Origin of the sequence: Enterococcus sp. AZ140 (assembly GCF_051714405.1) — a bacterium.
GTDB classification, from domain to species: Bacteria; Bacillota; Bacilli; order Lactobacillales; family Enterococcaceae; genus Enterococcus_B; species Enterococcus_B pernyi.
This window is the reverse complement of record NZ_JBIORU010000001.1, coordinates 1,243,613-1,256,386: the sequence shown is the minus strand read 5'-3', so window position 1 is coordinate 1,256,386 and position 12,774 is coordinate 1,243,613. Positions and strand designations below refer to the sequence as shown.

The 12,774-nt window shown below is 39.8% G+C and carries 11 protein-coding genes; all 11 read right to left on the bottom strand.

Annotation, left to right across the window (positions count from 1 at the left end):
- Positions 1 to 47: 47 nt before the first annotated feature.
- Positions 48 to 1,190 carry a hypothetical protein gene (locus IGJ39_RS05930; RefSeq protein ID WP_229049050.1) on the bottom strand — a complete coding sequence of 381 codons (1,143 nt, stop codon included), beginning with the start codon at positions 1,188 to 1,190 and terminating at the stop codon, positions 48 to 50.
- Between the two features lie 304 nt (positions 1,191 to 1,494).
- A complete protein-coding gene (locus tag IGJ39_RS05925) occupies positions 1,495 to 2,538 on the bottom strand; it encodes a SepM family pheromone-processing serine protease (RefSeq protein ID WP_019723132.1) in 1,044 nt (347 codons plus the stop codon).
- On the bottom strand, positions 2,528 to 3,019 hold the full coding sequence (coaD, locus tag IGJ39_RS05920; protein ID WP_019723133.1) for a pantetheine-phosphate adenylyltransferase: 492 nt from the start codon (positions 3,017 to 3,019) through the stop codon (positions 2,528 to 2,530). Before coaD ends, IGJ39_RS05925 begins: the two co-directional genes overlap by 11 nt.
- The gene (gene rsmD, locus IGJ39_RS05915) at positions 3,020 to 3,577 is read right to left on the bottom strand and encodes a 16S rRNA (guanine(966)-N(2))-methyltransferase RsmD (protein ID WP_019723134.1); all 558 of its coding nucleotides are present in this window, start codon (positions 3,575 to 3,577) and stop codon (positions 3,020 to 3,022) included.
- Between the two features lie 183 nt (positions 3,578 to 3,760).
- Entirely contained in the window at positions 3,761 to 4,102 is a 342-nt protein-coding gene (locus tag IGJ39_RS05910) for a YlbG family protein (RefSeq protein ID WP_034689324.1), read from the bottom strand.
- Entirely contained in the window at positions 4,086 to 4,517 is a 432-nt protein-coding gene (locus IGJ39_RS05905) for a YlbF family regulator (RefSeq protein WP_065096766.1), read from the bottom strand. Before IGJ39_RS05905 ends, IGJ39_RS05910 begins: the two co-directional genes overlap by 17 nt.
- The gene (locus IGJ39_RS05900; RefSeq protein ID WP_019723753.1) at positions 4,504 to 5,634 is read right to left on the bottom strand and encodes a CAP-associated domain-containing protein; all 1,131 of its coding nucleotides are present in this window, start codon (positions 5,632 to 5,634) and stop codon (positions 4,504 to 4,506) included. Before IGJ39_RS05900 ends, IGJ39_RS05905 begins: the two co-directional genes overlap by 14 nt.
- A gap of 17 nt (positions 5,635 to 5,651) precedes the next feature.
- Positions 5,652 to 9,080 carry a pyruvate carboxylase gene (locus IGJ39_RS05895; RefSeq protein WP_019723754.1) on the bottom strand — a complete coding sequence of 1,143 codons (3,429 nt, stop codon included), beginning with the start codon at positions 9,078 to 9,080 and terminating at the stop codon, positions 5,652 to 5,654.
- 21 nt (positions 9,081 to 9,101) lie between these two features.
- Entirely contained in the window at positions 9,102 to 10,268 is a 1,167-nt protein-coding gene (locus tag IGJ39_RS05890; RefSeq protein WP_019723755.1) for an FtsW/RodA/SpoVE family cell cycle protein, read from the bottom strand.
- Between the two features lie 2 nt (positions 10,269 to 10,270).
- Positions 10,271 to 10,573 (bottom strand): YlaN family protein, encoded by a 303-nt coding sequence (locus IGJ39_RS05885; protein WP_010735661.1) that lies wholly within the window; start codon positions 10,571 to 10,573, stop codon positions 10,271 to 10,273.
- A 97-nt stretch (positions 10,574 to 10,670) separates the two neighbouring features.
- On the bottom strand, positions 10,671 to 12,449 hold the full coding sequence (gene recQ / locus IGJ39_RS05880; RefSeq protein WP_195339587.1) for a DNA helicase RecQ: 1,779 nt from the start codon (positions 12,447 to 12,449) through the stop codon (positions 10,671 to 10,673).
- Positions 12,450 to 12,774: the final 325 nt, after the last annotated feature.

Here is a 12,774-nt window from a genome sequence, read left to right as displayed (position 1 = left end):
TAGATACGCCTCAAATGATTATTTCTTTTATTTTTTATATCCAGGGTTTATCTAGTTGGTTCTATCCTTGGTTTCGGCTTCAAACTTGGAGAAGGCGGAGCTGGTGGTCGATTTTCCCCTGACTTACTCATTGCTGCTTGTTTGGTCATGCCAAATGAACGTTTGTCTGAGTCATTATGACTATTAAAAACCATACGGTCGGACTTCCCAGATCCGTTCTCTATTTCCCAAATCCGTTGTTTCACCGATTGCACAGCGCCTTCTCCAGATAAATTTTTTGACGAAATAAGTCCTTGATTGATCGCAGATTTTACTTCTCGAAGTTTCGTATCACGTCGTTCAAACTCATCTTTCAATGAATTTTTTCTCCCATTATTTTCTTGCAACTCTGAAATTGGTGATAACCGTCTTGGTTGTTTGATTTGTTGCTCATGGTGACCAGTAAAGGCTACCTCGCCATGAACGGAAGGATTTCTGTGGTGTCTAGTTATAGGTTTTTCGATTCGTTTCTCTTTATTATGAGAAACTTCTATATTTAATGAGACTTTTTCCCCATTGTCCTCTCGTCGGATCACAGCGTAAATGACGGGGTCATCTTTTCTATTGATAGTTATCTTGCGCGACTTCTCGCTTTCTCCACCTTCCTCTAGGAAAGAAAGGGTACTGTAGTGTAATTCTTCTTCTGTTTCAGGTTGACGCCATTTTTTTTGCTCCGAAGGTTGTGCTCGAAACTGTTCCCTTAGTTCCAACCCGCGAGCCGTAGGGATAGATTTCGCTCTTGAAGCTAAGTGCTTGATTTCATCAACGATTTCTTTTGGATCAATCCATACATCTTTATCAACAATCGATTGAATATATTCTGATTTAAAATATTTACTGTTCAAATCCTTTAGTGTATTCTCATATTTTTCAGGCTCTTTATTCTTACGCCTAAGAATAAAATTGAAAACTCTACCCGCTTTGCTCAACTTTTTCTGTCGAAATTCTGCAAGTAAGCGTCTAGTCCACAACACACCGTTTCGATGTTTTGGCAGTTGATCTTTCGTTTCTTCCAGTTGTTTGTCAAAATCAATTAATACACGTTTAAAGTCTGCTGTTTTCCGCAAGTGCCCAAAATTTTTTTTATACTTTTTTTCGGAGTAATATTCTCCGATATCAAATGATGATTGGCGATCGCTTGGTTGTTCCATATTTATCTTGCCCCTTTCTAACTCTTTTCTTAATATGGTAGCAAACTTACTTAAAATTACCTACAAAATAACAAAACGTTTTTTTGTAATTATTGAAAAAAAAGAAAAAGAGGGGACATTAGCCCTTTCATACCATCTAAACCGAATAAACGCCGAGAACAGATAGAACCTCTTCAAAAATTAATGCGCCACTCACAAAAATTTAAAAAACAATTTTCGTGGATGGCGCATTATTTGTTGAGGCTAAACATGTCTAGACCTCGCTTTAAAATATGAGTACAAAACATACAAGTCGATAAACCGTTTATTTCATGTTCTCAAGATACTCTAAGGCATCTTGCACTGTTTTGACCGGAACGATCTTCATCGATGTATTGAGTTTTTTAGCCGCAGCTTTAGCTTCTTCATAATTCGTTTTGATATCTGGATTTTCTTTTTTCACTTCCTCAGAAATCGTATCATCTGGCGCAAAAAAGATATTCATTCCTGCTTCGTCTGCACTTGCCACTTTTTTATCGATTCCACCGATTCGTCCCACTTCACCTGCACTATTGATTGTCCCTGTACCGGCTATTTTTTTCCCTTTACGGATGTTTTGATGGGTCAACTGTTCATAGATCTCCAAAGTAAACATCAAGCCTGCTGAAGGGCCACCGATTGAACCAGAATTGATTGTCACTTCAGTGTCTGTGGCGATTTCTGTATGGTCGGTCAACGTGATCCCGATTCCTGGTTTTTTATCTGTCGATAACTCGATCAGTTTACCTGAAGCTTCTTCTTCTTTGCCATTGTGGATGAAGGTGATTGTGACAACCTGTCCTACTTCCTGTCCTTTCACGTACTCCATAAATTCTTCCGCACTCTTGAAACTCATCCCATCTACTTTCGTGACTGTATCGCCAACAGATAGTTTCTTGTAAAAACTCGAATTTTTTTCGACGCCCATGACATAGACACCTTTGAATTCCATCGTATACGGAATATTCGCTAGTTTCAAGGCTTGCTCAATGGCGGCATTTTGTGAGGATTCCATATAATATTTTTGCATCTGATTATATTCTTCATTTGTCGCTCCACCAGTCAACTCTTCTTCACTGATAACATCTTTGAAATTTGACAGCAGTGCGGAGACGACACCAAATCCTGTTGCTCTTCTGATTCCTACAGAAGTGAGAGAGAAAGAGCCTGATTCTTTATCTTCTTGATCATTGACTGTGATCATATCTTTAAGATCAATCGTGGCACCTGGAGCCTCCACGTAATAGGGTAAAGGAACAATGACAAAGCCTGCTAATAACGTACCTAAAAGGATTACGGATAATGTTTTCCACCATTTCTTATTCTGCATCACTTTCACGCTTTCTAGCTAATGCTTCGTTGATCACAGTAGGTAAATAGGCGCTCACGTCCCCACCAAAATAAAGAACTTCTTTAAGCATACTTGAGCTGATATGGCTATACTCTGGTTTTGCCATAAAAAGCACCGTCTCCAATTCATGACTCAAATGATGATTCATTTGCGCAATGTCACGTTCATATTCAAAATCTTTGAAGCTGCGAACACCTCGAACCAGCGCTTGAACACCTAGTTCTTTTGCCGTCGTCACTGTCAGCTGTGTCTCTTGGTGGATCACTCGGACATTTTCTAAGTGTGCGACTGCTTGTGTGATCAATTCCAAGCGTTCCTCAGCCGTGAACAATGTTTTTTTTGATGTATTGATAAAGATACCGATGATCACTTCATCAAACAACTTCGCAGCTCGTTCGATCGTGTCTAAATGTCCCATAGTCAATGGGTCGAAACTCCCTGGAAATAAAGCTCTTCTCATTTATATTTCCTCTTTTCTATAAATGGTCACCGCAGAGATGCCATAGGTCTGCTGTTTGATTTGTTGAAAATTTCCTATTGTCTCAGGAAGCTCCACTGACTTATCTGTTTCGCATACGATCAAGGCAGCATCCTGAAAAAGAGCCAATTCTTCCATACGTTCAATTTGATCGACGATTTTTTGTTTAGCATAAGGTGGATCTAAAAATAGAATATCAATCTTTTGATCTTCTTTCGCCAGTGACTCAATCGCTTTATCAGCATCTAATTTCATTGTATTGAATTTGTTTGGTTCTTTTGTGATTTCAATATTTTCTTTGATTATTTTTAGTGCTTGATAGTTTTTCTCCACGCAGATTGCGTAGCTACAGCCTCTGGAAACTGCTTCGATCGCTAGACCCCCGCTTCCTGAGTAAAGATCCAAAACGACCTCTCCATTAAAATAAGGACCGATCATGTTGAATATCGACTCTTTGACTTTATCAGACGTCGGTCGAGTATTTGGCCCTGCTAAACTTTTTAAACGGCGACCGCCGTAATCTCCTGAAATTACTCGCATCTACTCACTCCTTGAAACATACTGTTATTAGTATACCAAAAAAATAGACTTGATTCCGACTAAAATCGTCAATTCTCAAGTCTATTTTTTCTTAATTTAACTTTTTATAACTATTCAAAATCTTTTTATCACATTTTCTTCATTTTCGCCGATTTTATTAACTATAACGCTGGACTCTCTTTACTAGAAAACGTGATCAGCTAAGCGGATCTTGGTGTTTAATTCTTCGATCTCGAAGCCTTCTTCTTTTGTATCCGCCTTTTTACCGATTTTTTCAGCAAAATTCATTTCGATATCTGGTCGATAAGAACGTTCGACATTTCGTACGAAATGTAATTTCTTGATCCTTTCTTCCGTTTGTTCATAGTTGTCTTCATTTAAATACATGATCACATACTTCATTTTACGAGAGACATAATGCACTAATCCAAATTTGCGAAGATTTTTCAATTGTTTTAAACTATATACCCACACGACTAACCCTCGCCGATGTGTTTGTTCAAATTCTTTATTTTCTATGTCCATGGCAGTTTCCTCCGCACCCTTCACTTTTTTCAAAAAATGGACTACCTGCACTGATTTTGATCTCCGTCGAAATCGTATGTGCAAGTTGTTTTCCAATGGAATCTAGTATCTTTTGTAATTCTGTTTCACTTATTCGAAAAGCAGCTACTTCTTCATTTAGATCCAACTGCCTTTTGGCTTGGCGTACAGTTCGTTGTTTTTCACGAAACTCTGGAACGTACTTTCCATAAGGTGAAATTTCTTCAAATGCTTGTCTGCTTGCAATAAAATCATTTTTTAACTGGTTGACGTTGATAGAAGTTTCCATCTCTTTTTTAGTTTTGAGATATTGTTCCATCATTTCACTTGTTACAATCGTTTGAACAAGCTGATGACACTGGTCCTCCAGTTCAAACAACTCCTCATTGATTATCACTGCTTTCACTAGTCTCCTCTTTTTCCTTCATTAAGACTAACATGTTTTCTTTCGAAAACGCAACGCCTAACTGTGTTGGTTCTTTTTCCAAGAATCGATCATGATAATAAGGATCAGTATATAACAATAAAACTGAAAAAGTCGGATCAATGATTGGATGCATGAAAATTCCAGTTGTTTGATCTAATTGTCGTTTTTCCACTAAGCGATTGATTTCATCATTTGACAACGTAAATTTAACTGTAGTTTGCGAAGTCTGTGTTGCCATTTGCCACTCTGCCAAACGATTTTCTGCCAACCATTCTTCTGGTTGTTCGATAAAGTCTGTTAACAGTACATTCGTTTGGATCATAAAATCTGGAGAGTAATGATAATCAGGCAGTTCAGCTTCTTGGCGTAATCTCGTCAACACTCGAATGATGACACGCTCTCTTGATTGATTGATACTTTCCCAGTCTGCTGAACTATCCATTTCGTAGTGGGGCAATCCTTCCCCAAAGACCTGGTAAGGCATTAATTTCAATAAGCTTTTCTTATTTAAATAAACTGTTGAAAATAATCCACCTGTATCTTGATCAAAGAAAAGCATCGCAAATGTACCATTATCAAAAGCAATCAAGGGACGATAATTCATGTCTTCTTCTGTCAATTCGATTCCGACTTCTGTCTCTTCATATTCAAATGTGAAGTTCGGAAAAATCGTTGTAATCTCTGTCAGATCCTGCATAGTCATGCCAACGGCAAATGGTGTCAAACTAGTTGCGTTCGCATTTAAAACTTTGATAGCCTCCACTCGGTCATTTTGTATATTTGCTTCAAGTACGATTTGTTGAATTGGATCTTGATAATATCTGATCTCAAAGCCGAATCCGCTCGTCAAACGATCTTTAGGTGAACCAATCTTTGCTTCTAATTCGGTGACTGATCGACCAATATATGTAGAAAAGCCAGTCGCATTTAGCTCCTGGTATTTCCAAGACGTTACCTGATTTTGATTTCCTATCAGTTGTTGGTCTTGCGTGGATGTTTCAAGTTTGGGAGGGAACACTACTGGCTCCAAATATAAAGCCGACGTGACGAATAGTAGTGTTGCTATAAATAGACCTAGTCGTTTCAAATGTTCCCTCTCCTTTCTTATTTTTCTGTAACTTCGATCAATAGATCTCCTGAGGCAATGGGATCGCCAGCAACAACATAGAGATGTGCGATTTCTCCATCGAATGGTGCTTCAATGGCCGTTTCCATCTTCATTGCTTCAGTAACCATCAATGTATCGCCTCTTTTGACCGTATCGCCTTTTTTCACCAAGACGTCTAGAACTGAACCGGACATCGTCGCACCGATTTGTTCGCGATTGGTTGGTTCTGCTTTTCGTCTAGTTTTTACCGCACTGACGATCGACGTATCTTTGATAGTGATTTCTCTTCGTTGGCCGTTCAAATTAAAGAATAACACACGGTTTCCTTCAATATCAGGTTCACCGATCTCATCCAAACGAATGATCAGGATCTTGCCTTTTTCGATTTGGACATTGACCGTTTCACCTAAGCGGATTCCTTGGAAGAAAGTCGGTGTATCCAGTAATGTGACATCGCCAAATTGATTATAAGCGGTTTGATAATCCAAGAAGACTTGTGGATACATCAAGTAACTCAAGACTTCTTCTTGTTTTGGTTCATAGCCGATCTTTTTAGCTAATTCTGCTTTGACTTTTTCGAAGTCTACTGTTTCAGCGAACAATCCTGGACGTTCGGTGATGGCTGGACGACCTTTCAAAATGATCTTTTGGAGTTTTTCTGGGAATCCGCCTACTGGTTGGCCTAATTCACCTTGGAAGAAGGTAACGACTGATTCCGGGAAACTCAATGTCTCGCCTTTTTCGTAAATGTCTTCTTCGCTCAACTCATTTTGGACCATGAACAAGGCCATATCGCCTACAACTTTAGAAGAAGGCGTGACTTTGACGATATCACCAAACATCAAGTTTACTGTGTGATACATTTTTTTGATATCATCCCAACGATGACCTAAGCCAACTGCTTTGGCTTGTTGTTGTAAGTTCGAGTATTGTCCACCTGGCATTTCGTGCATATAAACTTCAGTTTCAGGTGCATTCAAGCCATTCTCAAATGGTTTGTAATACATGCGAACATCTTCCCAATAGTGATTCAACTGTTGCGCATTTGCAATATTGATTTCTGGTACACGTGGCCCGTTGACCAAAGCGTAATACAAACTGCTCATACTTGGTTGGCTAGTATTTCCACTCATCGCACTCATCGCTACATCGACGATATCGACACCCGCTTTGGTTGCTGCTGAGTAAGTGATGATGCCATTGCCACTTGTATCATGTGTGTGTAAATGGATTGGTAGATCCGTTGTCGCCTTCAATTCACTGATCAAGCGATAAGCAGCTTGCGGTTTCAACAGTCCTGCCATATCTTTGATTGCAATCATATGAGCGCCTAACTGTTCCAACTCTTTTGCCATGTCCTTGTAATATTGCACATTGTATTTCGCACGACTTGGATCATTGATATCACCTGTGTAGCAAATCGTCGCTTCTGCAATTTTCCCTGTATCACGAACGGCTTGGATACTCTTTTCCATTTGTGGTACCCAGTTCAGACTGTCAAAGATCCGGAAGACATCGATGCCTTGTGCTGCTGCTTCTTTGATAAATTCAGCGATCACGTTGTCTGGGTAGTTGGAGTAGCCGACAGCATTCGATCCTCTAAAGAGCATTTGCAATAAAGTATTTGGCATCAAGGAGCGAATCTTTCTCAGGCGTTTCCATGGGTCTTCATTCAAGAAACGATAGGCGACGTCAAATGTAGCACCGCCCCACATTTCGCTTGAAAACAGCTCCGGAAGCCCTTCACCAGTCAACCGCGCGATTTCTTTGAAATCTTTTGTGCGCACACGAGTAGCCAATAAGCTTTGATGGGCATCTCTAAACGTGGTATCTGTCAATAACACATTTTCTTGTTGTTTGACCCAATCCACTAATGCAGAAGCGCCGTCTTTGTCTAAGACATTTTTAGCTGTGATGTAATCCGGACGAGTGATCAGCTCTTTTGGCATACGTGGTGCATCATAATATGGTTTTTCACCACGTTCGATGCCAGGGAAACCATTTACCGTGATTTCTCCGATGTATTTCATCGTTTTATTTCCACGGTCACGTAAGCGTGGGAAGTCAAATAATTCATTGGTACTATCGATGAACGTCGTTTTAGCTTGTCCTGATTGAAATTCTGGGTGCAAGATGACATTCAACATAAATGGAATATTTGTTTTCACTCCACGAATACGGAATTCTCTCAAACAACGTTCCATTTTTTGGATCGCTGTTGCAAAATCAGCCGCATGGGTACAAACTTTTACTAAAAGTGAATCAAAGTATGGGGTAACGATGTAGCCTGAATAGGCATTCCCTACATCTAAACGGACGCCCATGCCCCCTGGTGAGCGATACGTATCGATCTTACCAGTATCTGGTAGGAAGTTACTCAATGGGTCTTCCGTTGTGATCCGACATTGAATGGCTGAACCTTTGATCTTTATTTCGCTTTGCTGTGGCAATCCGATTTCTTTATGCAGATCTTTTCCTTGTGCGATCAATAATTGGGTCGTTACGATATCGACATCCGTGATCATCTCAGTGATCGTATGCTCCACTTGGACACGTGGGTTGACTTCGATAAAGTAAAATTCGTCATTTTCCACTAAAAATTCGACTGTCCCTGCATTGACATATCCCACATGCTTCATCAACTGGACAGCGGCATCGCAAATACGTTGACGCTGTTGGTCATTCATCGAAACACAAGGAGCAACTTCTACGACTTTTTGATGACGCCGCTGGACTGAACAATCACGTTCAAAGAGATGGATGATGTTTCCATGGGTATCCCCTAAGATCTGGACCTCGATGTGTTTCGGATCAGCGATATACTTTTCAACATAGACTTCATCACTACCAAAAGCAGCTTTCGCTTCGCTTTTTGCACGTTCATATCCTTCGCGAGCGCCTTTTTCGTCATATGCTACACGCATCCCACGACCGCCACCGCCTAATGCTGCTTTGATCATGACTGGATAGCCATGACGTTCAGCAAATGATAAAACTTCTTCAATTGACTCTACTGGACCATCTGTCCCAGGGATCGATGCGATACCAGCTTCGATTGCTGCTGTTTTCGCTTTGATCTTATCGCCAAAAATATCAAGATGATGAAGTTCTGGCCCAACAAAAGTGATGCCTTCTTCTTTGCACCGTGTGGCAAAGTGTAAGTTTTCAGATAATAATCCGTAACCGGGATGGATCGCGTCCGCTCCACTAGCTTTAGCAATCTCAAGAATCCCTTCAATATCAAGATACGCATCTATCGGTCTTTTTCCTTTACCAACTAGATATGCCTCATCCGCTTTAAAGCGATGAACGGAATATTCATCTTCTTCTGCATAGACACCTACAGTTTGGATCCCTAATTCTGTACAGGCACGAAATACCCGTACAGCAATTTCTCCTCTGTTAGCTACCAAAACTTTTCTCATCGAATCACTCCTACGTCAATTTTAGTAAATACCTAAACTCTTACGTTTCTCATCTGCGCTGATATTCAGGACGAAACCTACGCAGATCGAAAGCATCAGTAAACTCGAACCACCTTGACTCAAGAATGGGAATGTGATCCCTGTCAATGGGATGATCCCAGTTATCCCGCCAAGGTTGACAAATACTTGGATCAGAAACATCGAACCGATTCCGATACATAGCAAAGAATTGAATGGATCTTTTGAGCGGATGCCCACTAAAATGATACGCGCAATCATGAACATCAATAAAGCTAAGATCAAAATACCCATGATCACTCCTAATTCTTCTACTACGATGGCATAGATAAAGTCGGTTTGCGCTTCTTGTAGAAATCCTTTTTTCTGGATACTATTCCCTAATCCGCGACCAAATAGGCCACCGTTGAACATCGCATAATATCCATTCACCATTTGGTGTCCGTTATTCAATTCATCAGAAAAAGGGTTTTGAAAAATTTCAAAACGATGATAAATATATTGTAGGCGACCTGGGAAAAGTTTCCCTTGGGTCACGTTGATCAACCAAATTGTTACCACACTAAAAATGATTCCTCCGACACCGACGATCAAGGTGTAAAAATAATTGACGCCGCTAGCTAGTAGTAACACGATGATGATCAAAAAAATAACCGTTGCATTCCCAAAATCGGGTAAACTTGCCACTAATACTGTCAAGGCAAGCACTAACAATAAAGGTCGTTTGACCGTTGCAATGAAGTTTTTTTGCACACTCATTTGTCTCTGTGACAAAGTAAAGGAAAGATACCAGATGGCAATGATTTTTAGGTATTCGGCGGGCTGGATAGAAAATCCGGCAATTTCAAGCCAACCTTTTGCCCCATTACGTTCTTCCCCAAAAAATAAGACGATCAATAATAAAATCGTCAAGACTGCGATAGCCGCCATGATCAATCGCTGATTTTTCAATACACCGATTTTCATTTTGTATAAAAGTGCAATAACAATCAAGCTAAGCACCCAAAAAATACTTTGATTGATAACTGATGATGCTGGATTGCTCCCATTTGCTAATAACAAGTAGGAGGTGGAACTATAAACCATGATCAACCCGATGATACATAAAATCAAATATGGAATTAAAATACTGTAATCCAACAGATGCCTTTTTTTTACTTTATTCGGCAAGCTTATTCCCCCTTGCCACTTTCTTTTTTATCATAATTTTCTCGGTAAACTTCATTGTATAAGTGATTCAATTGACGTTCTAACTCGCTGAGCATCAGTTGCCCTTCTTTTTTTTCAATGATCCCTACACGTATCGCAAAACTCACTTGCTGAGAAAATCCATACATTTGTGTATCGACTACCTCTTCAAAGGCTTTGCACTGCGAGATACAAAGACTGTTTGTTTGATTTTGGATCAAACGCTTGATGCGATCTGCCTCATCAATCAACACATTGAGTGCCGTCTCTTTTGAAAGAGAATCCATTTACCTTTCCCTCCATTTCTAAGTTCATTCATTATAGCATATTTTACGCGATAACTGAGCAAGAACCTAGATTTATCTAGGCTTTTTTTTATGTTTTTTAACTATCACTTTGCGTAGCGCTTTCTTGGAAATTTTTGATTGCCTGTAAGAACATTTCACCGTACTTATCAAGCTTGCTTTGTCCTACCCCTTTGATTTGGAGAAGTGCCAATCGGTCATTTGGTCGATGCTGACTCATTTCTTTGAGTGTCGCATCTGAAAAAACAACATAGGGCGGAACGTCTGCATCAACAGCTAAATCAGTCCGTAGCTGGCGTAATACTTCAAATAGACCATCCGTTTCGTCATGCGACAATTGTTGCACTTTTTTGGGTTCCTTTTTGTGGACAGTTACTTTTCCCATAAGCACTTGCACCCCAAGATCGCTGACTTTCAAAACAGGGTATTCACCACTAGCCGCAAGTAAGTAGCCACTTGAAATCAGATAGTCGATCAACTGTAATATGTTTTTTTGTGACAGATTCCTTAGTAGACCATACGTAGACAATCGATCAAACTGAAACTGTTTGATTTTCTGATCTTTTGATCCGGCAAGGACTTTCATTAGTAATTGTTTTCCGTAGTTCTCACCCATTCGTTTCAAACACGACAAAACCATTTGCGTTTCTGTGGTCACATCGACCAGTTCACGATCATCAAGACAATTGCCACAACGCTGACAAGGCTCGCTTGCTTCTCCAAAGTAAGAAAGAATATATTGTTGCAGACAGGATTCGATATGGACGTATTCAGTCATTGCTCGGATCTTGTCGTATTCCTTATGTTTTTGTGCTTCCTCACGTTGCGATTGTTGAACAAAAAACTTTTGGACTTGCACATCTTGTGGCGCAAATAGCAAAATGGCTTCACTAGGTAAACCATCTCTTCCGGCACGACCAGCTTCTTGATAATATGCTTCTAATGAACCTGGTATTTGGTAGTGAATGACAAAACGAATATTACTTTTATTGATCCCCATTCCAAAAGCGTTCGTTGCTACTAATAGCTGGATACGATCATAAAGGAAAGCTTCTTGCATTTCCGTCCGTTCCTTTTCGGAAATACCGCCGTGGTATCTGCCAACGGAAAAACCAAATTTCGCCAACAACTGATATAGTCGATCCACTTCTTTTCTAGTCGCGGCATAAATGATGCCTGATTGATTTTGATTCACTTTTAAATACTCGACCAAATATTGTTCTTTTTTTTGATCTTTGATAACCTGCAACCTCAGATTTTCTCGTGCAAATCCAGTTTGAATATGGTTTTGTTCAGGGATTTTTAAAAGTCTTTTGATATCTGTCGCTACAGGGACAGTAGCAGTTGCTGTCAAGGCCACGATGGGCGGACGCTGAGGGATACCTTCTAAAATAATCGCCATCTGCAAATAACTAGGTCTGAAATCATGCCCCCATTGCGAGATACAGTGGGCTTCATCGATGGCAATCAAGCGAACTGACCAACGATTCATCGCTTGGATAAAATCAGGCATGATAAAACGTTCTGGTGCAACATATAACAATTGAACCTTGCCCTCATCTAATGAACGAAAACGTTGTGCCACTTCATATCCTTCTAATGAACTATTGATAAACGTAGCCGCAATTCCCAGTTGATTCGCAGCATCCACTTGATCTTTCATCAAAGAGATCAAGGGAGAAACGACGATCGTCAACCCTTCTAAGGCTAGCGCGGGTAGCTGATAACATATTGATTTTCCGCTTCCAGTCGGCATGATACCCAAGACATCTTCTTGAGCCATGATTTTTTCAATGATTTCTTTTTGGCCTGGGCGGAAAAGCTCATATCCAAAATATTTTTTTAATAACTGCTCCACATGCGCCCTCCTCGATTTCTGTTTGTTTTTACACTTTCATGTTTTACTTCTTTCATCTAACTATTAATTACGCATTTTATCAAATGATTCATCAGACATGTACTATCTATTCTACTTCTGTCTGCTCATAAGAGCAAGTCTCGCTCTGTGAAACAAAACGCCTTTTGTGAAACTAAAAACAGAGTATTTTAAGTTTTTTAAAAGTTCTTTAAAAAATTCATCTTGCCATTCTTGCTTTCATTTTTTGTTTCTTTAAGTTCTCCACAGCTAATGATTGACTTCCTATTACAAGAATTTTGTTTTTTACTCATAGGATTTATTTTTA

Bases quoted from the DNA above. Each gene is read 5' to 3' on its own strand.
- IGJ39_RS05930 (WP_229049050.1), bottom strand. From the start codon at position 1,190: ATGGAACAACCAAGCGATCGCCAATCATCATTTGATATCGGAGAATAT.
- IGJ39_RS05925 (WP_019723132.1), bottom strand. From the start codon at position 2,538: ATGCAGAATAAGAAATGGTGGAAAACATTATCCGTAATCCTTTTAGGT.
- coaD (WP_019723133.1), bottom strand. From the start codon at position 3,019: ATGAGAAGAGCTTTATTTCCAGGGAGTTTCGACCCATTGACTATGGGA.
- rsmD (WP_019723134.1), bottom strand. From the start codon at position 3,577: ATGCGAGTAATTTCAGGAGATTACGGCGGTCGCCGTTTAAAAAGTTTA.
- IGJ39_RS05910 (WP_034689324.1), bottom strand. From the start codon at position 4,102: ATGGACATAGAAAATAAAGAATTTGAACAAACACATCGGCGAGGGTTA.
- IGJ39_RS05895 (WP_019723754.1), bottom strand. From the start codon at position 9,080: ATGAGAAAAGTTTTGGTAGCTAACAGAGGAGAAATTGCTGTACGGGTA.
- IGJ39_RS05885 (WP_010735661.1), bottom strand. From the start codon at position 10,573: ATGGATTCTCTTTCAAAAGAGACGGCACTCAATGTGTTGATTGATGAG.